18 protein-coding genes are annotated in these 22,667 nt (G+C 56.4%); 8 read left to right on the top strand and 10 right to left on the bottom strand.

From position 1 onward, the window contains the following. Positions 1-30: 30 nt before the first annotated feature. Positions 31-1,674, top strand: coding sequence for a chaperonin GroEL (gene groL / locus ACZRJQ_RS06080; protein ID WP_463977481.1), 1,644 nt, complete (start codon positions 31-33; stop codon positions 1,672-1,674). Positions 1,675-1,853: 179 nt separating this feature from the next. Here groL and ACZRJQ_RS06075 read toward each other — a convergent pair whose 3' ends face one another. Next, positions 1,854-3,806, bottom strand: a complete 1,953-nt coding sequence (locus ACZRJQ_RS06075; RefSeq protein ID WP_463977480.1) for an LTA synthase family protein — start codon at positions 3,804-3,806, stop codon at positions 1,854-1,856. A 202-nt stretch (positions 3,807-4,008) separates the two neighbouring features. On the opposite strand from ACZRJQ_RS06075, the gene colR reads away from it, so the two are divergent. The 5 genes from colR (at position 4,009) to ACZRJQ_RS06050 (ending at position 7,782) form a co-directional block, all read left to right on the top strand. Beyond that, complete coding sequence (colR, locus tag ACZRJQ_RS06070; protein WP_463977479.1) at positions 4,009-4,692, top strand: two-component system response regulator ColR; 684 nt, start codon at positions 4,009-4,011, stop codon at positions 4,690-4,692. Beyond that, positions 4,682-5,962 (top strand): sensor histidine kinase, encoded by a 1,281-nt coding sequence (locus ACZRJQ_RS06065; RefSeq protein ID WP_463977478.1) that lies wholly within the window; start codon positions 4,682-4,684, stop codon positions 5,960-5,962. Before colR ends, ACZRJQ_RS06065 begins: the two co-directional genes overlap by 11 nt. Before the next feature lie 192 nt (positions 5,963-6,154). After that, entirely contained in the window at positions 6,155-6,835 is a 681-nt protein-coding gene (locus ACZRJQ_RS06060) for a class I SAM-dependent methyltransferase (RefSeq protein WP_463977477.1), read from the top strand. A 3-nt stretch (positions 6,836-6,838) separates the two neighbouring features. Next, positions 6,839-7,555 (top strand): lipopolysaccharide kinase InaA family protein, encoded by a 717-nt coding sequence (locus ACZRJQ_RS06055; RefSeq protein WP_463977476.1) that lies wholly within the window; start codon positions 6,839-6,841, stop codon positions 7,553-7,555. After that, positions 7,555-7,782 (top strand): hypothetical protein, encoded by a 228-nt coding sequence (locus tag ACZRJQ_RS06050; RefSeq protein WP_463977475.1) that lies wholly within the window; start codon positions 7,555-7,557, stop codon positions 7,780-7,782. The genes ACZRJQ_RS06055 and ACZRJQ_RS06050 overlap by 1 nt, the downstream gene beginning before the upstream one ends. Positions 7,783-7,924: 142 nt before the next feature. Here the strand turns inward: ACZRJQ_RS06050 and ACZRJQ_RS06045 are convergent, their stop codons facing one another. From ACZRJQ_RS06045 to ACZRJQ_RS06005, 9 genes are all read right to left on the bottom strand, one after another. Next, positions 7,925-9,022 carry a DUF1513 domain-containing protein gene (locus tag ACZRJQ_RS06045; protein ID WP_463977474.1) on the bottom strand — a complete coding sequence of 366 codons (1,098 nt, stop codon included), beginning with the start codon at positions 9,020-9,022 and terminating at the stop codon, positions 7,925-7,927. 14 nt (positions 9,023-9,036) lie between these two features. Beyond that, positions 9,037-10,101: an imelysin family protein gene (locus ACZRJQ_RS06040; protein ID WP_463977473.1), complete on the bottom strand. Its 1,065-nt coding sequence runs from the start codon at positions 10,099-10,101 to the stop codon at positions 9,037-9,039. Positions 10,102-10,127: 26 nt separating this feature from the next. Next, positions 10,128-11,552 (bottom strand): di-heme oxidoreductase family protein, encoded by a 1,425-nt coding sequence (locus tag ACZRJQ_RS06035; protein WP_463977472.1) that lies wholly within the window; start codon positions 11,550-11,552, stop codon positions 10,128-10,130. Positions 11,553-11,733: 181 nt separating this feature from the next. Further along, the gene (locus ACZRJQ_RS06030) at positions 11,734-13,080 is read right to left on the bottom strand and encodes an imelysin family protein (protein ID WP_463977471.1); all 1,347 of its coding nucleotides are present in this window, start codon (positions 13,078-13,080) and stop codon (positions 11,734-11,736) included. 162 nt (positions 13,081-13,242) lie between these two features. Further along, positions 13,243-15,294: a putative bifunctional diguanylate cyclase/phosphodiesterase gene (locus ACZRJQ_RS06025; protein WP_463977470.1), complete on the bottom strand. Its 2,052-nt coding sequence runs from the start codon at positions 15,292-15,294 to the stop codon at positions 13,243-13,245. Positions 15,295-15,599: 305 nt separating this feature from the next. Next, the gene (locus ACZRJQ_RS06020; protein ID WP_153381551.1) at positions 15,600-16,196 is read right to left on the bottom strand and encodes a superoxide dismutase; all 597 of its coding nucleotides are present in this window, start codon (positions 16,194-16,196) and stop codon (positions 15,600-15,602) included. Positions 16,197-16,447: 251 nt separating this feature from the next. Beyond that, positions 16,448-19,096 (bottom strand): T6SS phospholipase effector Tle1-like catalytic domain-containing protein, encoded by a 2,649-nt coding sequence (locus tag ACZRJQ_RS06015; protein ID WP_463977469.1) that lies wholly within the window; start codon positions 19,094-19,096, stop codon positions 16,448-16,450. After that, positions 19,081-19,602: a DUF3304 domain-containing protein gene (locus tag ACZRJQ_RS06010; RefSeq protein WP_463977468.1), complete on the bottom strand. Its 522-nt coding sequence runs from the start codon at positions 19,600-19,602 to the stop codon at positions 19,081-19,083. The genes ACZRJQ_RS06015 and ACZRJQ_RS06010 overlap by 16 nt, the downstream gene beginning before the upstream one ends. A 406-nt stretch (positions 19,603-20,008) precedes the next feature. Continuing rightward, the gene (locus tag ACZRJQ_RS06005) at positions 20,009-20,611 is read right to left on the bottom strand and encodes a LysE/ArgO family amino acid transporter (RefSeq protein ID WP_463977467.1); all 603 of its coding nucleotides are present in this window, start codon (positions 20,609-20,611) and stop codon (positions 20,009-20,011) included. Between the two features lie 110 nt (positions 20,612-20,721). Here ACZRJQ_RS06005 and ACZRJQ_RS06000 point away from each other — a divergent pair, with 110 nt between their 5' ends. Both ACZRJQ_RS06000 and ACZRJQ_RS05995 read left to right on the top strand, forming a co-directional pair. Next, a complete protein-coding gene (locus tag ACZRJQ_RS06000) occupies positions 20,722-21,615 on the top strand; it encodes a LysR family transcriptional regulator ArgP (protein WP_463977466.1) in 894 nt (297 codons plus the stop codon). A 52-nt stretch (positions 21,616-21,667) separates the two neighbouring features. Continuing rightward, positions 21,668-22,666: an NAD-dependent epimerase/dehydratase family protein gene (locus ACZRJQ_RS05995; RefSeq protein ID WP_463977465.1), complete on the top strand. Its 999-nt coding sequence runs from the start codon at positions 21,668-21,670 to the stop codon at positions 22,664-22,666. Position 22,667: the final 1 nt, after the last annotated feature.

Raw genomic sequence — 22,667 nt, 5'->3', positions numbered from 1 at the left:
TTACTACAAAGTATTTAAGGAAGAACGATCATGGCTGCTAAAGAAGTTAAATTCGGCGATTCCGCCCGTAAAAAAATGCTCGCCGGTGTAAACGTCCTGGCTGACGCAGTTAAAGCAACGCTGGGCCCTAAAGGCCGTAACGTGATCATCGAGAAGAGCTTCGGCGCTCCGACCATCACCAAAGACGGCGTTTCGGTTGCTAAAGAAATCGAACTCAAAGACCGCTTTGAAAACATGGGCGCGCAGCTGGTTAAAGACGTTGCCTCCCGTGCTAACGATGACGCTGGTGACGGTACTACGACTGCAACCGTTCTGGCTCAATCGATCGTCAACGAAGGCCTGAAAGCCGTCGCTGCCGGCATGAACCCGATGGACCTGAAGCGCGGCATCGACAAAGCGACCATCGCTATTGTTAAAGAGCTCAAGTCGCTGGCCAAGCCATGCGCTGACAGCAAGGCAATCGCTCAGGTAGGTACTATCTCTGCCAACTCCGACAGCTCCATCGGCGACATCATTGCCGAAGCTATGGAAAAAGTCGGTAAAGAAGGCGTGATCACAGTTGAAGAAGGCTCGGGCCTGGAAAACGAACTGTCTGTTGTTGAAGGCATGCAGTTTGACCGTGGCTACCTGTCTCCGTACTTCGTCAACAAACCAGACACTATGGTTGCTGAGCTGGACGGCCCGCTGATCCTGTTGGTAGACAAAAAAATCTCCAACATCCGCGAAATGCTGCCAGTGCTGGAAGCCGTTGCTAAAGCTGGCCGCCCACTGCTGATCGTGGCCGAAGACGTTGAAGGCGAAGCCTTGGCGACTCTGGTTGTGAACAACATGCGCGGTATCGTTAAAGTGGCTGCTGTTAAAGCACCAGGCTTTGGCGATCGTCGTAAAGCAATGCTGCAGGACATCGCTGTTCTGACTGGCGGTACCGTTATCTCCGAAGAGATCGGCCTGAGCCTGGAAAGCACCACTCTGGAGCACCTGGGTAACGCCAAGCGCGTGATCCTGTCCAAAGAAAACACCACCATCATCGACGGTGCTGGCGTTGAAGCGGACATTCAGGCTCGTGTTACTCAGATCCGTGCTCAAGTGGCTGATACTACTTCGGACTACGACCGTGAAAAACTGCAAGAGCGTCTGGCCAAGCTGTCTGGCGGCGTTGCAGTGATCAAAGTTGGCGCTGGTTCCGAAGTAGAAATGAAAGAGAAGAAAGCCCGCGTTGAAGACGCCCTGCACGCAACTCGTGCAGCCGTTGAAGAAGGCGTGGTACCTGGCGGTGGCGTGGCACTGGTTCGCGCTCTGCAAGCAATCAGCGAACTGAAAGGCGACAACGCTGACCAGAACGTCGGTATTGCACTGCTGCGTCGTGCTGTTGAAGCACCTCTGCGTCAGATCGTTGCCAACTCCGGTGACGAGCCAAGCGTAGTTGTCGACAAAGTTAAGCAGGGTTCGGGTAACTACGGTTACAACGCAGCCACTGGCGAATACGGCGACATGATCGAAATGGGTATCCTTGACCCAGCTAAAGTGACTCGTTCGGCTCTGCAAGCAGCTTCTTCGATTGCTAGCCTGATGATCACCACTGAGGCGATGATCGCTGAGATCCAGGACGACAAAGCAGTTGGCGGCGGTATGCCAGACATGGGCGGCATGGGTGGTATGGGCGGCATGATGTAAGCCAGCCTTACCCCGTTACGCAAAAGCCCCGCCTGAGTGATCAGGCGGGGCTTTTTTGTGGCGAAAAACCCACTCTTTCAGCACTGTATAGGCGTTATAGCAGGCGGCGATGCCTAGGTTTTTACCCTAAGGTCACCAAACCGCAGGCTTTGCCAGTCAAGGGTCACTCAGTTGTCCAATTAATGCTGCGTAATCTGTATTGGCGCTGCTTGCACGGGGGGCTTCCAGCTCAATAACTGCTGTTTATAGCCGTAGCTGGCGCTCTGGTAGTAAGTGATGGCACGTTCGATCAGAGGGTCAGTAGCAGGCACACGTGATTCAACGCTGGTGGTCAATGCATCGTCATGGCGACGCAAGCCTTGGCGCGGGCTGAGCATTGCCAAGTCTTTGCCATCAAACAACCCTAAGTGCTGATAGTTGCCCACCACTACGCGTGGCGCCAAGGTGTTCTCTTGCAGCAGGTTGCGGCCAAAAAAAGTCGATTGGTAATCCATGTTCAGCAAACCGAGCAAGGTGGGCGCCAAGTCGATCTGGCTGGCCAGTTGTGCGCTTTCGCGGGCCTCGATCAGCTTGGGCGCGTAGATAAACAGCGGAATTTGGTAGTTGGTGATCGGCAAGTCTTCTTTGCCCGCGCTGCCGGCTGTGTGGTCGGCGACGAAGATAAAGATCGTGTTGTCGAACCACGGCTTTTTACGAGCATCGTTGAGGAATTGGCCGATAGCGTAGTCGGTGTACTTCACCGCACCGTCGCGACCATTGCCTGATTTGATGTCGATTCGGCCTTCAGGGTAGGTGTACGGCCGGTGGTTTGAGGTGGTCATCAGTTGCAGCAAAAACGGTTTTTGCTGGGCATAGTCAGCGTCGGCCAATTTCAGGGTTTCGCGGTACAAATCTTCATCGGCCATGCCCCATGCGTTTTTAAAGTGGATGTCGGCCTCATTCACGCTGCTTTGGTCGACTACGCGATAACCGTTGCCGCTGAAAAACGCATTCATGTTGTCGAAATAACCACGCCCGCCATACACAAACACGCTGTCATAACCCACTGCATTGAGTTGTTGGCCCAAGCTGGCGAAACCGCTTTCACGGCCAATGCGTTTGACGATGGAGCGCCCCGGCGTTGGCGGAATAGCCAGAGTAATGGCTTCCAGCCCGCGGTCGGTGCGAGTGCCGGTGGCATAAAAATTGTTGAAATACAGGCTTTCTTTGCGCAGTTGATCGAGGTTGGGCGTCAAGTTGCGATCATCGCCGTTGCTGCCCAAGTACTTGGCGCTGAGGCTTTCGATGGTCACCAACACAATGTTCGGCTGACGCGCAGTGCCGGGGTTGTTGATAGTGCGGCGGATATCGAGCGGGTCTTTGCCCACAAACGTGGCGTTTGGTTCGGTCAACTCGCTACGTAACTGCTTAGCCACTACCTCGGCGGGCAGGCTGGCGTAGAACTGTTGGTAATCAAGTTCGTTATTACGGAACGCGGCAAAAAACTGGTAAGGGCCGTTGCTCGCTAACTCATGCTGGTATGCGTTGCCGCCTTGGCCGCGAGGGCTGTCTTGGTCAAGCACTTGCGCGCTCAAGCCCGCTATCAGCAGCAAACCGGCGAAGGTTGCCAAGCGGGTGCGAACGTCAGGTAGCGGTGCATTGAGTGCCGCGTTGAGCGGTTTGCGCAGGGCAAAACTCAGCACAAGGGCCACCACAGCGATGGCGCTGAGCAACAGGCCGATGGGGTAAGACTCCATCACGTTGTTGAGCACTTCGTCGGAGTAAACCAGATAGTCCACGGCAATAAAGTTGAACCGCACGCCGAACTCATCCCAGAACAACCACTCGGCTACGGCCGTGAACAGCATGGCAAACAGACTGACGGTCAGCAGGCCTTGCAGGAACCAGCGATGGCCGCGACGACGCCACAAGGCGGGCGGGCATAACAAGAGATACAGCCCTAGCGGCAAAGCGGCGTAGGTTAAAAAACCCAGGTCATACAACAAACCGATGCCAAACACGGGCAGCCAGCCGCTTGCGGCTTCTCCCAAGTGTGTGACCAGCAAAATGGCGCGGGTGATTAGAAACGTCGCCAGCCAGCAGCCGGTCAACAGAAGCAGATAGCGCATTGGCGCGGTGGACAGCAGACGCATTGTTGTTTTCCTTAAACCCGAGGGGTGCGCGAGTTTGCGGGCGCTGCTGTTGGGAGTTTGTGAATCGATAGTAAAAAATTTGTTAAGTAGATGCGTTTGTTAACTAATTTTCTCAAGTGCCCTGTGGCGCTGGCTCTCAGCCGTTCTTGGCCTTAAGCTGCGCGGGCCAAGACGGCCGTTACTGCGTACGGAGAAAGTGCCCATGCGAATTTTATTGGTTGAAGACAACCGCGATATCCTCGCCAATCTGGCTGATTATCTGGGGCTTAAAGGCTATACCGTGGACTGCGCACAGGACGGTTTGTCGGGTCTGCATCTAGCCGCCACCGAACATTACGACTTGATCGTGCTCGACATCATGCTGCCCGGCATTGATGGCTACACCTTGTGTAAGCGCCTGCGCGAAGACGCCCGCCGTGATACGCCCGTGATTATGCTCACGGCTCGCGATCAATTGGACGACCGCTTACAAGGGTTCAAGTCAGGGGCTGATGATTACCTGCTCAAGCCCTTTGCATTGTCAGAATTGGCCGCTCGTATTGAGGCCGTATTGCGTCGCGCGCAAGGTGGAGGTCGCCGTGAATTGCAGGTAGGCGATTTGCGTTATGACTTGGACACCCTTGAAGTCACCCGTGACGGGCGCTTGCTCAAACTCAACCCCGTGGGCCTGAAGTTGCTGGCCGTGCTGATGCAAAAAAGCCCACACGTGTTACGCCGTGAAGTGCTGGAAGAAGCCCTCTGGGGTGATGACTGCCCGGACAGCGACAGCTTGCGCAGTCACATTCACCAACTGCGTCAGGTGATCGACAAACCGTTTGATAAGCCGCTGTTGCAAACCGTACATGGCGTGGGCTATCGCCTCGCCGAGAGTCGTGATGGAGTTTAAGCAAAGCCTTGCTCAGCGGATCATCATCGCCTTTGCGCTGATGAGCGCGCTGGTGGCGGGAACCTTCGCGATGGGTATTGTCGCCACCGTGCATCTGGTCGAAGAAAAGCTGATTTCGGCGGGCTTGGGCGGTGACTTGCAACGCCTGCTGTTGATGGACAACGTAGCCGACTGGAGCCATCGCCCCGAGCCTGACCAACTGTTTTATTTCAGTGGTGGGCGTGGCGATTTTGCCTTGCCTAAAGACCTGCGCCATCTCGATCCGGGGTTTCATGAGGTGTTTCGCGATCAGCTGTCGTATCACGCGATTGTTGAAGTGGTGGATGGTCGGCGGTATGTGTTGCTACAAGACCAAAGCGATTTTGAAGAGCGCGAGCGCGTGCTGTTTGCTGTCGTGCTGGTGGGTTTTGTGCTGGCGCTGGCGTTAGCTGTCTTTTTAGGCTGGGTACTGGCGCGGCGTGTGATGGCGCCCGTGGTGCGATTGGCGCGACAAGTACGTCATCGCGATCAATTGCTGGGGCTGGCACCGCCGTTGGCGCCGGACTACGCGGCTGACGAGGTGGGTGAGTTGGCCGTGGCCTTTGATGCCACGCTGGGCCGCCTGCGGGACACCTTGACCCGTGAGCGCTTGTTTACCAGTGATGTGAGCCATGAACTGCGCACGCCTTTAATGGTGTTGGCCAGCTCGTGTGAGTTGCTGCTGGAGAACCCGTCACTCGATCAGCGCAGTCGCGCTCAGGTTGAGCGTATTTCGCGAGCGTGTGAAGAAATGCGCGAGCTGGTGCAAACCTTCCTGATGCTGGCGCGTGCGCAGCATGAAGATGCCAGCATGTCGCCCAAGGTCAACCTCAGCACCGTCGCCGAAGGCTTAATCAGCTTGTGGCGCGGGCCTATCGAGGCCAAAGGCCTGAAGCTGATTTATGAGCCGGGCAACCCTTTGGACACGCTCTACAACGCGACCTTCTTGCACGCGGTCATGGGTAACTTGCTGCGCAATGCGCTGCATTACACCGACACGGGCTTTATTCGCTTGGCCCTTGAGCCTACGGGCTTTGTCGTCGAGGACAGTGGTGTCGGCATTCCCGAAGAAAAACGCCAGGCCATGTTTCAGCCTTTTGTCCGTGGCAGCGAAAAACGCGGGGAAGGTCTGGGGCTGGGCTTGTCGCTGGTACAGCGTATCTGCGACAGCCAAGGGTGGCGCGTAACGCTGACCACTATGGAGCCAAATGGCTGCCGTTTTCATGTTGAGCTCAACCCCGCTGAGCTGTGATCGGTGGCCCGCGCCCTGCGGGCCACTCTCCAGAGGAATCTTTCGTGCAAAGATGGCCCTGCGCCACCCTCTACAGCCTGTAAAACCTTGCAACGTTTGCAGGCCATAAGGCACGTTTTTTTCACCTGCTGATGACCTGATGCTCACGACTGCCTGATTAATGTGGCGGCTATCTGCATCAGGAGATCGGTCATGAACCCTGCAATCAAACTCAAGTTTTCTGAAAAGTACGACCAACAACATGCCACCCAATACCTGCTGAAACACCAGGATGGCTTGGCGCGTCGTCTTTCGCACAAACGTGATGTACAACTGGCACGCAAGGCGTTGGCATTAGCTGGAGAGCCGAGCACGGTATTGGATTTACCATCAGGCGCAGGTCGTTTTTGGCCGCTGCTGGCCGAAAAGTCTGATCGTGAAATCATTGGCGCAGACTATTCGCAGGCCATGCTTGATGTGGCAGCGCTCGCTCAGCCTACTGAAGTCGTGGAACGGGTACGGCGATTGCAAGCTTCTGCATTCGATATCGGTTTGCCCGATAACGCTGTCGATAGCATTTTTTGCATGCGCCTGTTGCACCACATTGGTGACGCAAGTCATCGAATGGCTCTATTGCGCGAATTTCACCGGGTCAGTCGCGACAGCGTGATTGTTTCGTTGTGGGTCGATGGTAATTTCAAGGCTTGGAAACGCAAGCGTCTGGAGCGTGAACGCGGTTCGCCTGCGCGACAAGGGGGTTACCAAAATCGCTTCGTGTTACCTGCGGCAACAGTTGAGGCCGAATTTAAAAAGGCAGGCTTCGCTGTTCAAGCACATTTGGACTTCATTCCGCTCTACGCGATGTGGCGGGTTTACGTACTACGCAAGAGATAACTCATGGCCGTTGAATGTGTACAGCAATCCCACGCAAAGCCTGAAGACCGCTTTGAGCGCTATTGGCATGAACAAGGTGAGTGGGTTGAAGAACCTAATCAACGGCGTGGCGGCGAGAGTGGTGTGCAGCGGGTTCACGATGCCGAGGGCCGCTTGCTGTATGTCAAACGCCAAGTGGGTCATACCTACCGCAGTTGGCGTTATCCGTTGGGCCGCCCGACCGTCCTGCGCGAGCGAGATGCCTTAATAGCGTTGAGCCAGTTATCGGTAGGCGTTCCAGAGTACGTGTTCTGTGAGGCGCAGCAGGGTGTGGACAAGCAATGGCGGGCGCTATTAGTGACTCGAGCGCTGGACGGTTTTGTCGAGATCGACAACTGGTACGCCGCCGGTGAGCGCGAGCGTTATGGCGAAGGGGTTCATGACCAAGTGCTCCAAGCCATTGGGCAAACGTTGGCCCGCATGCACCTTGGCCGCTGGCAGCACAGTTGTTTGTATGCCAAACACATCTTTGTCCGGGTGTTGGGCAATGGCGAGAGCGCCAAGGTCGAAGTGGCGTTGCTTGATCTGGAAAAAAGCCGCCAACGCCTTACGCCACGCAAAGCGGCCGCGCACGATCTCAAACAGCTACGTCGCCATTCGTCGTGGAACAGCACTGACTGGAACAAACTGAACTACTTTTACGAGACGGTGTTTGGCAGCGCCATCAAAGGTTTACGGTGATGAAGCGAGAAATAGCACGAGGTTTGTTTCTGCTGGTGGCTCTGGCTGTTGCCTCTGTGGCGCTGGCGGCTTGGGAGCAGCCAGTTACTCAGATATTAAGCAGCGTCCACAATGATGCGCATTGCCCTCTACCGCGCGTCGTAAAAGTCGCGGCAGTGGCCAAGCCTGATCACGATTTGTTGCTGTTCATGTTCGGAATGTCACAAGGCCTGCGACCGCAAAGTTGAGGTGCAGAGCCTTGGGTACAACACCAACCCTGTGGGCGCGAGTTTGGTCGCGACAGTTCTGCCATGCAACGACAGAGCGATCACGCCGATTCCATCGCCAGCAAGCTCGCCCCGCCGCGCGATAAATGACCTAACTACGGGCTTACATCACATGTAAATGGTTGTCCCACAGCCCTGACGGCAAGTCCAAAGGCTTGGCAGTCAGCGTGGCTTGGCGGCAATCATAAAAGCGACAGCGACCTTGACCCGAGGTCACGACAAAACCATCGCTGACGGCTCCAACCCCGGCACAGTCTGGCAAGGGGGCATCGAGTCGCAATTGACCGCTGTCCAAATCCCAAACAAAAAACCGATTGCCCCGCGGCGCGGTGAGCGCGACCAGTCGCAACTCGCTGTGAACCGCCACACTGGCTGTGTAGTGGCCCATTGCACGCAACTGTTGCTCGGCCACCGGAAAAGGCTCAAAAGCTTGGCCGGGACGCTTGATGGCCAACAGTTCTGACAACTCGTGGGCATCGCCCATGAACTGCTGACACGCGACGATGGTGCCATCGGTGGCAATCCCCAGATGACGCACGCTGTTCATCTGCTGGCTCAGGGTTTCCTTGCTCAGCAATGTGCCGTCCCGCTGCATTAATACCAGGCTGGGTTCCATTGCATTGAGGTTCATCTCAACTCGGCTCTCGGCCTCGGTTCGAATCCCGCCATTGGCCACCACTAGCGTTTCGCCGTCTGGCATCCATGACACCTGATGCGGGCCTACGCCGTGAGTGGGAATTTCGCCACTGTGGATCAGGCGCTCACCTTCAAAGCGATAAACCCCCAACAAACCCCGGCCCGGATCTGTGGTGTCGTTTTCAGTGGTGTAGAGCCATTCGCCGTCTTTATGAATCACGGCGTGACCATAAAAGTGACGATTGGGCAGTGAAGTCAGGGTTTGTAGCAACTGCCCATCCTTGAGGTTGATCAGATAGCTTTCGGTGCCAGGGCGCCGAGCCACGAACAACGCGATGGGCAGCGAGGGGTGGTTGATGATGTCGTGGCAGCGCTGGCCGACTTGCGTATTGAACACTTGCGTGCCGTCGAGTCGGTAACCGACAGCAAAGTGGTTGCCGTCGCCATCGTCGCGTGCGCTCAACAGCAGCGGGCTCTGGCCTTTTTGCTTGAACAACGACCAGCCACCCAGTGTGATGGCACTGAGCAGTAAACCGCCGAGTTTAAGAGCTTGCCTGCGCATCATCGAACCACCCTTGATCAATCGCCGTCGTTGGCGTTAAAGCCCAATTGGATGCCCAGTGCTTTGGCCAGTTCACCTTCGTGCAGGCGATGCACCACGTTGAGGCTATCGTAGATGGCATCCAACTGAGCGCGACCGGCTTCGTCAGCCAGCAGTTCATTGAGCGAGCGCTGGTTGTCGTTGAACAGTTTGAGCGAGGCGGTGTAAGCGGCGTCGATCTTGTCAGCCAACGGCTTTTGATCGGCGGGCAGCAGGCCGCGCAGGCCTTTGTTGTCTACGCCGACCCACACGGTCTGAGCTGCGGCCAGGCTGGCGGCCAAGCTTTTGAGCGACGACTGGCTACGCCATGCGTCAGCCTGGAACGGTTGCGGGATGCCTTTGCTTTGACGGCCCATTGGCGTGCCGAGTTTTTTCTTCAGTGTGTCCAGGGCTGTCACTTGAACGCGCAGCAGGTCAGCAATGGCTTCGTGGGAGTCGGCATAACGCTGGTTAGGGAACTTGGTCATCTGGGCAAGCATGCCGTCGGTGCTGTTCCAGCCTGCCAGAATTTCTTCGGCCAGTTGCTTCTGACGTTCGCCAATGGCTGTCAGCAGTGGGCAGTAGCGGGCTTTTTGTGCTTCGTCTGCCTGGTCGATTTTGCTGTCGAACAAGATGTACTCGTAAGCCGACAGGCCTTGCACCACAACGCTGGACTTGGCCAGCGCAGCGGCATCAATTTGCGGCTGGGCAATCACCAGTTGTTCAACCTGCCGACCCACCAGGTTCTTTTTGTCTGGCCAGAACTGCACTTGCCACGAACGGTTGCCCTCGGCCAAAGGGCCGATCAGCAAAGGTTGCAGCTCGGCCCATGCTTTTTGCGCGTGCAAATAGTCGGCGCGAGCGGTGTCTAGGGTTTCTTTGCCTTGGCAGTAAGCCAGCGCGCTGACGGCCAATTGGCGGTCGGCTTCAACCCAACGGCTGTAGGTTGGCAAAATGACTTGTTTGGCAATGGCGGCCGAGGTCACGGCCTGTGGGTCTTGGGGTGAGCACGCGCCCAAGGCGAGGGCGGCAAGGCTGGTGAACAAAAGCTTGGGTCGAAACATGTCGGGGTCCCCGATCTTATAAGGCGTTAAAGAGAGTTCAGGAACGCCAGCAACGCAGCGCGCTGCTCGGCATTAAATTGCAAAACCTGTTGTTTGGCCGGCTCGGCCTCGCCGCCATGCCACAGCACGGCTTCGAGCAGATTACGGGCCCGGCCATCGTGCAAAAACTGGGTATGACCACTGACCTTTTGCGTCAAACCGATGCCCCACAAGGGCGGGGTACGCCAGTCGCGGCCGGTGGCGGCGAACTCGGTACGGTTGTCGGCAAGCCCCGGCCCCATGTTGTGCAGCAGCAAATCGCTATAAGGGCGAATGGTTTGATTGGCCAGCTCAGGCTCGGCGGCGTTGGCTGATGTGGTAAAGCTCGGCGTATGGCATGAGGCGCAACCTGCGTTATAAAACAGGTTTTTGCCCGCCAATACTTGTGGCGAACCCACATCCCGTCGCGCAGGCACGGCAAGGTTGCGGGTGTAAAACTCGACCAGCCGCAGAATGTTGTCGCTGACCTCGGGCTCGCCCTCAGGGCCATTGCCATTGGGTGCCTGGAGGCACGCGGTTTGTGCGGGCGTGCAATCATCAAACGGTCTCAGGCGGGTGGTTAGCCCCATATCACCAGAAAAGGCGTGAACATTTTGTTGATTGAGGTTCGGTTGCCCGGCTTTCCAGCCAAAACGACCTAAAACAGTTTTTTGCTGCGCGTCATCCCATACCCAATTAGGCCGCCCGGCGATGCCGTCACGGTTTTTGTCCTCGGGGTCGGCATTGGCCAAAATGGCTTCGTCGGGGATGGCTTCAAGCAAGCCCAGGCCGATCATTGGCGGGGCAATACGTGCCGAAAAACGCGTGTCGGGGTGCATCGGGCCGTAACCCAACTGGGTGATTTGCAGCGTCGGTTTGCGCAGCACCACTTCGGTGCCGTCCTTGAAGCGTACGGGCAGCGGTTCGTATTCGACCCGAACCTTGCCCTCGGGCGCGATGCCGGGCACGGCCATGTCTTGCAGTTGGCCACCATATACCGGCTCAGGAATAACCCCGACCTGCTCGATCAACTTGGCGAAGGCAGGGTCATTGGGGATCGACAGGCGAACCAGCATCGACACGGAGTTTTTGGCGCCGGGCGCAGGCGGGTGGCCGCGTCCATCTTTGATGTGGCAGTTCTGGCAGCCATTGGTATTGAACAACGGGCCTAGGCCATCACGTGCTGTGGTGGTGGAGGGCGCAATAACCCAAGGGCTGCGAAAAAAGCTATTGCCGACGCTGAAATCCAGACGCCGCGTAGGCGAAAGGTTGGCAGAAGGCATGGAAAACGCGTTTTGATCAGTTTTGCGCACCGTCGTTGCCCCGCCAGAGCGTGCTTCGCCGGGCTCGGGTTGGGTAAAACGGGGCGCATCATCACAGCCGGCAAGGCCTAAGGCCAGCAGCAGAGACAGGCGAAGAGGCAGCGAAGGCATCAAGCGTCCAGGTCAGTGAGCAAAATCGAGGGCGAAAGTTTATCAGGGAAGGTGAATTGAAATAAGAGGAATTAGCGTTTGCTTTGATTTGGGGCAGTAGAGCCCCCCGAACCACTGTCACGGCAGCACAAAAAAGGCGACCCGAAGGTCGCCTCATGTTGACTCACTCAAACGCAGCGAATTAAAACTCGTGATCAGCGTTGTCCGGGTTCAGGTCGGTGATACCCAGCTTGCCAGCAGCTTGCTCAATAGCGCCGGTCTGCTTGACCAGTGCTGCGATGGCGTCACGTACAACTTGATTGCCTGCGTCGTTGCCGGCCGCGATCAATTGGTCGTAGTGCTCGCCCTTGTTGGCGCGGTCAACCATGACCTGAATTTTGGCTTCGGTGTCAGCCAGGTCAGATTTGAGCGTGGCGTCTGCGGCCGGGTCAACGACCACGACCAGCGACGACAGGCTTGGGCCGGTCATTTTGGTGCCATCAGCGCGCAGGTACTCGCCCAGGTACACGTTACGAATGCCTTTGGCATCGTAAAAGTGCGAGTTGTGGGTGTTGTCGCTGAAGCAGTCTTGCTCGTCTTCAGGGGAGTTGGCTTCCAGCGACACTTTCATGCGCTCGCCTGCCAGTTCGCCCAACGACAGGCTGCCCATGCCGAACAGCATTTTGCGCAGGCCGTTTTGTACCGGTTCGGCTTCTAGCGTGGCGCGGTAGTTGTCGGCTACGTTAGGTGCCCAGTTACCGACCATTTCGTCCAGGTCGTTCACCAGCAGTTGGGTTACTGCTTTGAGATAAGCACGGCGGCGATCGTTGTGACCGCCAGTGGCGCCTTCGCCTTCGAGGTAGTCCGAAGCAGGGCGATTGCCCGCGCCTGGGCCGGTGCCGTTGAGGTCTTGGCCCCACAGCAGGAATTCGATGGCGTGGTAGCCGGTCGCAACGTTGGCTTCCGAACCGCCCAGCTCGTTGAGGCTGGCGAGGGTTTCAGGCGTGATTTCGGTCACGTCGACTTTGTCTTCGCCCACTTGAATTTGGGTGTTAGCGATGATGTTGGCGTTGGCGCCGGGGTTGCCCAGTGCGTGCGCGTAGCTGGCGTCAACGTAGTCGATCAGGCCTTCGTCCAGTGGCCATGCGTTAACCTGGCCTTCCCAGTCATCAATGATGGTGTTACCGAAGCGGAAAACTTCGCTTTGCAGGTAAGGAACACGCGCTTCAACCCAGGCAGCTTTTGCCGCTTTCAAGGTGTCGTCATTGGGCTTGGCGAGGAAGGCATCGACTGCGGTTTGCAGTTTTTTGGCAGTGGACTGAGCGTCGCTGTACACGGCGTGAACCATGTCGGCGTAATGTGCGACCACGGCTTTGGCTGCGGCTTCGTCGATTTTCACGGCGCTGATATCAGCCGCTGGCGTTGCAGTGCTGGTTGCTGCGGCTGGCGTTGGTGCGGCCGCTGTTTTTTCCTTGTCCTTGTCGCCACAACCGGCGAGTGAGATAGCAATGGCCAGCAGACTGGCGGTGGCCAGGGGCATACGAATCATGGCGAAAATCCTGCTTCGAGAGGTGGGACAAGCGTGCGGCTGCACGCAAAACTGCGACATGATGCGAAAGATTTGCATTTTGTGTAAAGGGTTAGCGTTGTAAATATTTCCTATTCACGTCACGCCTGCGATTTATTGTTGGCTATGACTGGCGTTGTCGATTTACATAACAACCGCTTTATTGCGTTGCGCCTGCTTCAAGAAAACGCTCAACTCCCGCGCTCCCAAGGGCTTGCTGTACAGATAACCCTGGCCTTCATGACAACCTTCGCTGATCACATAGGCTTCTTGTTCGAGGGTTTCGACACCTTCAGCGATCACTTGCATGCCCAAACTTTTACCAAGCTGGATAATGGCGCGCACGATGGTGGCATCGTCGTCATCGTCGATCAGGTCTTGTACAAAGCTTTTGTCGATCTTGATTTTGTCCAGCGGCAGGCTCTTCAGGTAACTGAGCGATGAGTACCCTGTGCCAAAGTCATCAATGGCAATCAACGCGCCCGAGCGGCGCAGGCTCAGCAAATGTTGGGCTGCGGTGCTGATGTCTTCCATCAGGCCGGTTTCAGTGACTTCCAGCTCCAGGCTACGCGACGGCAGGCGGTAAATTTGCAGCAGATTGTTCACCACACGCGGCAGTTCGGCGTGGTGCAGTTGCACTGTCGACAGGTTGACCGCCATGCGCAGTTCGCTGAAGCCCTGATCATGCCATTCGCGCAGCTGTCGGCAGGCTTGGTCCAGCACCCACTCACCAATGGCAATGATGCTGCCGTTTTGTTCAGCCAGCGGGATAAATAGGTCGGGCGGGACCATACCGTGCTCGGGGTGTTGCCAGCGCAACAGCGCTTCGACGCCAACCACGTGGTGATCGCTGTAGCGGATTTGCGGCTGGTAAACCAAGTACAACTGGTTGGCGAGCAGTGCTTCGCGCAGGTCTTTTTCAAGTTCGCGACGTCGGCGTATTTCACTGTCCACGCTGGCTATGTAGAACTGATAGCGGCTGCGTGAGCGAGTTTTGGCCAAGGTCATGGTTTGCTCGGCTTTTTGCAGCAGCTTTTCGGTGGTGTCGCCATCTTCAGGAAATAGCGTAATACCGATGGTGGCGCGCAGACGGATGCTGTTCTGCTCCAATGTGAACGGTATTTCGAACTCATCGAGAATGAGTTGCGCCAATTCGGCGGCCTCGTAAGGCTGTTCGATATGCGCCTGAACCAACGCAAACTGGTCGCCTCCCAAGCGCGCCAGTGCGCCCAAGCCACCGCTGTGAGCCCGCAGTCGGTCGGCCAGCGCGACGAGCAATTGATCGCCAGTTTGATAGCCAAACTGTTCGTTGATGCCTTTGAAATCGTCTAGCCCTACACAGAGCACTGCCACGCGGCGTTGCAAGCGGTTAGCGTCGAGCAAAATTTTGCCGAGCTGGGACTGTAATTGCTGGCGATTGGGTAAGCCTGTCAGAAAGTCATACTGCGACATGCGTTGTAACGTGCTTTCTGCTTCATGGCGCAAGTGGGTGTTGCGCTCAATCGAAGACAACAGCTCGTTGGCCGTATTGATCCAGATGCCCAGTTCGTTTTTCTCGTGGCCTTTGAGCAGCGGCAGCAAATGCTCACTGGGGCGATCGGGGTTGATGGTCGACAGGTGTTCAATCATCCGCGACAGCGGTTTTGTCAGCAGCCAGTGATACACCAGATACAACACCAGCCCCATTAGCAGTGCGCGCAGCACCCCGGAAATAAAGATGATCACGGAGTTGACCAAAAAGCCTTCGCCGTACGTCGCGGTATCGACCGTGATATTGAGGTCGCCGTAATACTCGCTGTAAGGCTCTCGTCCGATGAGCGGAATGCTGAATATGCGCTCCTGACCCAGAATGGGGTCTGTCAGCCAGCGGCTGGAAGACGCATGCAAAGGCCGGTCTTTTTCGGCGAGTGTGGCTTCTTTTGGATGACCAATGGATGCCTTGCGCACAGCAGTGTCTTGAAACAGACCTTCAATTACCTGCATCGCCATTTCGCGATCCAGGCTGTACACCGCTTGAGTGGAAGGATCGCGAAACATGTCCAGAATACGTTCAGCGTCCTGTGCGACCGATTGCCGGGTTTTATAGGCGTCGAACACAATTTGCGCGCAGCTCAGTACGACTCCTACAGCCAGTGCCGACAACAGCACGACCCGGAGCAACTTAAGTGACAAGCTGTTCTTGAGTTCCAGCTTCAAAGAGCAATTCCTTGTTTCTTTCGGATGATATCAATTAGCCATGTTCCTGTGGAGTCCCTTGCGCAGATTGATGGCCATGCTCCAAGGGCCGATTGCTGAATAGAAGCGCTCAGAAACGTTCTGGATAAGCGTATTACTGTGTCGGTATCACCCCCTTGTAACTTGAGCGGGGATCCAACAAATTACTGGTGTTTTGATCTTAGCTGCCTCAGTTTTTTGAGCTGAGCTTTTTTGCGATTTTATAGGCGTTCGACAGGCCAAAAAAAACCCGGCACAGGCCGGGTTTTTTGAACCTGAAGTCAGGATTAAGCTGTGAAGGTTTTGCCTTCGAACTGCTCAGCCACGAACTTCCAGTTAACGAGGTTCCAGAACGCTTCGACATACTTTGGACGAACGTTGCGGTAGTCGATGTAGTAAGCGTGTTCCCAAACGTCGCAGGTCAGCAGCGGGGTGTCGCCGCTGGTCAGCGGGTTGCCCGCGCCGATGGTGCTGGCCAGTGCCAGGGAACCGTCAGCTTTCTTCACCAGCCAGCCCCAGCCGGAACCGAAGGTGCCGATGGAGGTTTTGCTGAATTCTTCTTTGAATTTGTCGAACGAGCCAAACGCTGCGTTGATGGCATCAGCCAGAGCGCCAGTAGGTTCGCCGCCGCCGTTTGGCGTCATGCAGTTCCAGTAGAACGTGTGGTTCCATACTTGGGCTGCGTTGTTGAAGATACCGCCCGAAGAAGTCTTAACGATTTCTTCCAGGGTTTTGCCTTCAAACTCGGTGCCTGGCACCAGGTTGTTCAGGTTCACGACGTAGGTGTTGTGGTGCTTGTCGTGGTGAAACTCCAGGGTCTCTTTGGAGATGTGCGGCTGCAGGGCATCGTGTGCGTACGGCAGTGGCGGCAATTCAAAAGCCATGATGATTCTCCTAATCAGGTCAGTTGCGATGAGCGCAAGGCCGATCACGGGCGGCCAAACACGCGCCGGGGAGTTTTTACTCTTTGCGGCGCAGGGTCAGGATCATAGCACCGGGGTGCAGGCATAACCACGCAACAACTGTGTGGGATAGAGGTTCCAGCGCGATTGATAGAAAAAACAGATGATTTAAAGCGGGGGCAATTATTGATTTCGAATGTCACCCAACACGAGATTAAACGCTCCTGCAGGGCCTAAACGATTGAATCAATATCCAGCTCATAAGGCGCACCGATCACGTACTCGCCGATCAATGCCGCAATTGCTTGATCATCGCTGTCGATAACCGAGCCTCTGGGGGAGGCTCTGTAAGCAATTTCATTACTTGCGCTCTGTGGCTGGGCTTGCCGTGGGGCGGCCACGCCCTTGAGCACTGCGATCAGGTTTTCCGTTGTGGCGTTTTTTTCGGTCAGTGCAGGTGGAGCAGGTAAGGCTTGCACGGCTTTAACCACGCTGCCCGGGTCTTTGGTGTAGGCCCTAATGGATTCCAAGCCTTCAAGCATCGGCAATACCCGCCCGGTGACGTTGTCAAACGCACTGATAATGGGCAAGCCCACTTTGCCGCGAAACACCGGTGTACCCAAACTAGGAATAATCAGCCCCACCAAAAACCGTGGGTCGTGACGTTTGACACTCAACCCAACACTGGCCACGGCCAGCCCCACACCGACCACCTGCCCGGCAGCCACCACCAAGGACAGTTCGTTGTTGGACTCATTGTCAAAAAAGATGCCGCGATAGCGAAAGTAGTCGCTGAACAATTCGCGCTCGTTTAAGGCCGAGTTCATGAACCAGGCCCGCGAGTCATGCACATGCTCGTCAAACAGGCCGACGATCAACCAGGCTCTGTCGTCCACCGGCTTGCCTTGGTGACCAAACAGCTGCGCCTCGCAAGCCTCCCCGGCAGCCCGCAAATCGGCGTAGTGCTGGGCTTCATCCTGGCTGTTGGTCATGTACACCAACCCGCCCACCAAGGTATTGGCCAACGTGCCTAAACCGAGCATTTCCGAGGCACTCAGCCTCCACTCCGGCACGTAATCGCGCCGAAAGTCGTCCATCGCATTGATCAATTGCTGGCAGTCCAGGTTCGGTTCGAAATCCTTACTGGTGTTGAATTCCGGGATGCCGGGGGACGTTCCGGTGCGGGTTTCGTAGCTTCTTTTGATTTTCTTCCAGGCGTCCCGTTTTTTTTCATCGGCCTCAGACAGCACCGGCGGCGACTCACCCTTAAGGCGAGCCACATCTTCAGCCAGCTGCAAGTTGTGCAGCTTTTTGAAAGCGGTGCGCTCTTCATTGTTCATGTCGGGCGTTTCAGGCTTGCCCGCCTCGTTTTTCGTCACCTTCATGACATTACGATACGAGCCGGTGAACCGGGCTCGGCCCTTGGCGTAACGGTTGATCCGCCAACCGGTGATCAACCCCGCTTCACGGGCCATGACCTCCTCCAACGGGCCGTTGTCCATGTTGTCCAGCCAGGTGTTGAAGCGGTTAATGAGGGTGGGGCCGACTTCGTATTCTCCAAGGGTTGACTCATCCATGGACAACCAGGGCCTGTGATCTTGCAAATCCAAAGTGAGAGCATCTTTAGGGGCCTGCAACGGAGCCCCCATTTTGTAAGCTTCATCAAACATGTGGTGCAGCGCTATTTGCGACAACACTTCATGGGCGCCCTCTGATGCCCTGCCTTGATCGCCCGGCGGGTAACCGCCGCCCACATCCGAGTGCATGCCGGGATACATGTATTCAAAGGTGCCAGCGCGGTAGGTCGAAACGCACTGCGGGTCGTCGGGGTTGGCTTTGCGCCGTATCGAGTCCACCGGGAAGCAACTGCGCTGCTCATGGGCTGCCACCATATGTACGCAGCGCTCCAGAAATTGCTCTGAATCGGGCAAACGCATGCTGCCATCGGCCCAGCCCATGTGCCCGGCCGCAAACGGCACTAAATAAGGGATGCCTACCGAGGCCACGGTGTCGAACAACCCCATAAACACAATTTTGATCGGCAGCCCGGCAAACAGGTAGCAGGTGCTGCCCTCCACCTTGACCTTGGTCAGGGCTTCGAGCCAAGTGGCAAACGCCCGCGCCTCAGCAGCGCCTCGCGAAAAGCCGTACACAAACAGACGCAACGCCTTGATCGGGGCAATGCTCTTGGCGCTATGGCAGGCCTCGATTTGGCTTTTCAGCTCAGCCAGGGGTTGTTGCAGGGCGTCTTCACGGCGGGCATAGCTGCTTTTGAACAAGGAGGCGCCGAGGGCGTCCTCAGTAACGCTGGTGCCCATTTTTTGAACCAGAGCGTAAGCCTCACCAGAGTCAAGACGAGGCTTTTTGCATGCTCTTTTTACCGCATCAATCAGGCGCGTCAGCCCCCAGTTAACTCTGTTCTCACCCCCAATAGACATCATCAACCCCAGCGAGCTGGGCTCGAACTCGCCTATTTCCTTGAACTCAGTGCCAACACCCGGCATGTAATAACGATAGAAACCTTCAACTTCTTCTGCCTCCTTGCCCGAGCCCCCTAAGCTGGCATGAAAAAGGCGGGCCACATTCGTAGTCGTCGAAGGCTTGGCGATATTGTCGCTGGGCTCATGATTGTTGGTGCCATCGAAACACAAGGTGATCGACAGAATTTTCATGCACGGCGGGCCGACGTAAGGTCGGCCCGCAGCACGAGCTTCGTCCATAGCCTGCTGCTCAAACTCGTTGTAGGCTCTTTGCTGTACGCGGTAGTTGCTTAGTACATCACTCGGGGTCGCAGGTAACAGTCCTCCCATCTTGAAGTCTGGGGTTGGGCTCATAAATTGCGGCTTTGGCTTCAGGGTCTTAGGGCTCATGGCTTCGGACATGTCGTGGGCTCCTCCATTTTCCGAGGGAAGTTGAATGGGTATCCCGGCTGGCCGGGTAGCTCGGCAACAGCCGAGACCGCAACTTGATTGCAGGGTAAAAAGTGAACATCGACTACGCCCAACCGTTCATACCGAGCAACTGGGGCAACAACGCGATGGCGGGTGTAGTTTTTTTTATGCTCCTTGGCTGCTTCACGCCAAGCATCAGAAAAACGCGGCTTTGGCCAATTTACGTAAGCATGTGGATCAGGATCTTTTTCCCACTCCACGACCACGGTCAAATCAGGGCGCCACTTAACCGGTAGCGCAACACAGCACATTTGCCCTCCGTTATAGCCATAGGGGCTGAGATTCGGGCCGCCATTGCCGTTGACCGAAAAGCGATTAATCGCCGCCGAGGTATGGCTATACCCCTCAATCGGCGCCCCCAGCATCTTGGGCTTCGGCTCAGCACAACCTTGCAGCGCTAGGCCGCTAACACAGACTAAAAACAGCAAACGCTTCATAACTATTCCTTGTTCAGAGGCTCCAAAAAACATTAATGCGGCACTCACGCTTCAGTACTCACTGGGCACAGGGCAGCACTTCACGCACGGCTTCGCGCTGCTGTCTGAGCAGTAAGTGCCGGTGATTCAGGGAGGGGGGGCAGGATTGAACATCCGTTGTTCCTCACAGTTGAGTGTGGGTTTACGGCCACTAGCGCCCTCTTAGGGGAGGGCGCGCTGTAAGCCGCACTTCGGCAATAGCCCCCGAACGGCGTTTGCCGGTCGTCAGCTCCGAAGTACCGGACACGTCCCTGTGTATCGGCTGTTGTTTCGATCTGATATTCGCCAGCAACCGTGGCGAAATTGCGCACTACCTTAGTGATTCCCAGCGATTAATGCACGCATTGACTGATCAGCGAACAACGCTTTAGCCGGACACGATTAACTGCACGGCCACGGTGTACATCATGGCGGCGACCAGCAGATCCAGCAGGCGCCAAGTGCCGGGGCGGGCCAACCACGGCGCCAACCATGCGGCGCCCAATGCCAGAGTGAAAAACCACAGCAGCGAAGCACTGGCCGCGCCGATCACATAAGCGCCGGGCACGCTTTGTTGTGCACCCAGTGAGCCAATGAGCAACACCGTGTCGAGGTAAACGTGAGGGTTGAGCAAGGTGACAGCCAGCGCGCTGAGCATCACTGCTTTGAGCGAGCGGGCAGTCTGGTCAGCCGATTGTTCAAGGCTTGATTTGGAAAATGCCCGGCGCAACGCCTGCGTGCCGTACCACAGCAAAAATACGGCCCCTCCCCAGCGGGCAATGCCGAGCAAGACAGGGTTTTGCGCCAACAACGTGGCCAAACCAAAAACCCCGGCGGCTACCAGCAAGGCATCGCACACCACGCAGAACGCGGCCACGGGTAGATGGTGTTCCCGGCGCAGGCTTTGCGCCAGCACGAAAGCATTTTGAGTGCCGATGGCCATAATCAGGCCAAACGCGACCAACAGGCCGTTGAGGTAGCTTTGCCACATAAGAATTACTCGTCGAACTACAGGCGGGAGAGGGGTTTGCTGCTGGCTATTCTCTGGTGCTTCGCTGTATAAGAAAAACCAATATTACTGATCGCTCATTAGGAAAACTGATGTTCGACTATAAATTGCTTTCTGCGTTGGCAGCCGTAGTAGAGCAGGCTGGTTTTGAGCGTGCGGCCCAAGTGCTGGGCCTGTCACAATCGGCCATTTCCCAGCGCATCAAACTGCTCGAAGCACGCATTGGTCAGCCTGTGCTGGTTCGGGCGACTCCGCCGAGCCCCACTGAAATTGGGCGGCGTCTGCTCAACCACGTACAACAAGTGCGACTGCTTGAGCGTGACCTACAAAGTGCGGTGCCGGCGCTGGACGATGAGGGGTTGCCCGAGCGCCTGCGTATCGCCTTGAATGCCGACAGCTTGGCCACATGGTGGGCGCAGGCGGTGGGTGACTTTTGCGCGGAGCAGCACCTGTTACTGGACTTGGTGGTTGAAGATCAAACCGTTGGGCTCAAGCGGATGCGGGCGGGCGAAGTGGCCGCCTGTTTGTGTGCCAGTGAACGGCCTGTAGCCGGTGCGCGCAGCGTGCTGTTGGGGGCCATGCGTTACCGGGCGCTGGCCAGCCCAGGGTTTATTGCCCGGCATTTTGCGCAGGGCGTGAATGCCGAGCAGTTGCCTAAAACCCCTGCGCTGGTGTTCGGGCCGGATGATTTTCTGCAACATCGGTATTTGGCTGCATTGGGCGTTGATGGCGTTTTCGAACACCATTTATGCCCTTCGTCCGAAGGTTTTATTCGGCTGACCGAAGCCGGGCTGGGGTGGGGGTTGGTGCCCGAGCTGCAAGTGCGTGAACAACTGGCCAATGGCGCACTGGTAGAGCTTTTGCCAGATAAACCCATCGACGTGCCACTGTACTGGCATCATTGGCGCAATGGCGGGCAACTGCTGGGGCAACTGACCGAACATTTAACCCGCTCGGCGTCCCGCTGGTTAGTGCCTTTGGCCTGACAACCAGCGTTTAAACAGCAGGCAGCAAGAATTACAGCATTTGGAGCAATTGATGAAGATTCTGGTCACCGGCGCGAGCGGCTTTATTGGCGGACGCTTTGCGCGTTTTGCCTTGGAGCAGGGCTTTGACGTGCGGGTCAGCGGGTTGCGTGCCGAGAGTGTTGAGCACTTGGTGCGACGCGGAGCTGAGTTTATCCCGGGTGATTTGACCGATGGCCTGCTGGTGCGAGACTTGTGCGTCGATGTTGATGCCGTGGTGCACTGCGCTGGCGCCATAGGTGCCTGGGGGCGTTCTCAGGATTTGCACCGTGACAACGTGTTAGTCACCGAAAACGTGGTTGAGGCCTGTTTGAAGCAGCGGGTGCGTCGCTTGGTGCATTTGTCGTCGGCAGCGCTGTACTTCGATGGGCGTTCACACCTAGGCCTGACTGAAGAGCAACTGCCGAAACGGTTCAAGCATCCCTATGCGGCGACGAAAAATCTGGCCGAGCAAAAGGTCTTTGGTGCTCAGGAGTTTGGCCTTGAGGTGATTGCCCTGCGCCCACGCTTTGTGACGGGGGCGGGCGACATGAGTTTCTTCCCGCGCTTGTTGAAGCAGCAACGCAAAGGCCGTTTGGCGATTGTCGGCAATGGCTTGAATAAGGTCGATTTCACCAGCGTGCACAACCTCAATGAAGCCTTGCTGAGCAGCTTGCTGGCGACCGGCTCAGCGCTGGGCAAGGCTTACAACATCAGTAATGGCACGCCGATCCCGCTGTGGGATGTGATCAATTACGTGATGCGCCAGATGCAGGTGCCGCAGGTGACGCGTTATCGCGGTTATGGTGTGGCTTACAGCCAGGGGGCGCTAAACGAAGTTGCCTGTAAACTGTGGCCCGGCCAGCCGGAGCCTACCCTCTCGCGCTTGGGCGTACAGGTGATGAATAAGGAATTTACCCTCGACATCAGCCGTGCTCGGCACTATCTGGATTACGACCCAAAAGTCAGCCTATGGACTGCGCTCGATGAGTTCTGCAGTTGGTGGAAAGCACAAGACAGCCACACCCGCTAAA

The organism is Pseudomonas sp. E315 (assembly GCF_055406205.1).
Note: the sequence above shows the minus strand (reverse complement) of the source record. Positions and strands in the feature narration are given on the sequence as shown.

Coding starts and splice junctions, on each gene's coding strand:
- groL (WP_463977481.1), top strand. CDS start 31: ATGGCTGCTAAAGAAGTTAAATTCGGCGATTCCGCCCGTAAAAAAATG.
- ACZRJQ_RS06075 (WP_463977480.1), bottom strand. CDS start 3,806: ATGCGTCTGCTGTCCACCGCGCCAATGCGCTATCTGCTTCTGTTGACC.
- colR (WP_463977479.1), top strand. CDS start 4,009: ATGCGAATTTTATTGGTTGAAGACAACCGCGATATCCTCGCCAATCTG.
- ACZRJQ_RS06065 (WP_463977478.1), top strand. CDS start 4,682: ATGGAGTTTAAGCAAAGCCTTGCTCAGCGGATCATCATCGCCTTTGCG.
- ACZRJQ_RS06060 (WP_463977477.1), top strand. CDS start 6,155: ATGAACCCTGCAATCAAACTCAAGTTTTCTGAAAAGTACGACCAACAA.
- ACZRJQ_RS06055 (WP_463977476.1), top strand. CDS start 6,839: ATGGCCGTTGAATGTGTACAGCAATCCCACGCAAAGCCTGAAGACCGC.
- ACZRJQ_RS06050 (WP_463977475.1), top strand. CDS start 7,555: ATGAAGCGAGAAATAGCACGAGGTTTGTTTCTGCTGGTGGCTCTGGCT.
- ACZRJQ_RS06045 (WP_463977474.1), bottom strand. CDS start 9,022: ATGATGCGCAGGCAAGCTCTTAAACTCGGCGGTTTACTGCTCAGTGCC.
- ACZRJQ_RS06040 (WP_463977473.1), bottom strand. CDS start 10,101: ATGTTTCGACCCAAGCTTTTGTTCACCAGCCTTGCCGCCCTCGCCTTG.
- ACZRJQ_RS06035 (WP_463977472.1), bottom strand. CDS start 11,552: ATGCCTTCGCTGCCTCTTCGCCTGTCTCTGCTGCTGGCCTTAGGCCTT.
- ACZRJQ_RS06030 (WP_463977471.1), bottom strand. CDS start 13,080: ATGATTCGTATGCCCCTGGCCACCGCCAGTCTGCTGGCCATTGCTATC.
- ACZRJQ_RS06020 (WP_153381551.1), bottom strand. CDS start 16,196: ATGGCTTTTGAATTGCCGCCACTGCCGTACGCACACGATGCCCTGCAG.
- ACZRJQ_RS06015 (WP_463977469.1), bottom strand. CDS start 19,096: ATGTCCGAAGCCATGAGCCCTAAGACCCTGAAGCCAAAGCCGCAATTT.
- ACZRJQ_RS06010 (WP_463977468.1), bottom strand. CDS start 19,602: ATGAAGCGTTTGCTGTTTTTAGTCTGTGTTAGCGGCCTAGCGCTGCAA.
- ACZRJQ_RS06005 (WP_463977467.1), bottom strand. CDS start 20,611: ATGTGGCAAAGCTACCTCAACGGCCTGTTGGTCGCGTTTGGCCTGATT.
- ACZRJQ_RS06000 (WP_463977466.1), top strand. CDS start 20,722: ATGTTCGACTATAAATTGCTTTCTGCGTTGGCAGCCGTAGTAGAGCAG.
- ACZRJQ_RS05995 (WP_463977465.1), top strand. CDS start 21,668: ATGAAGATTCTGGTCACCGGCGCGAGCGGCTTTATTGGCGGACGCTTT.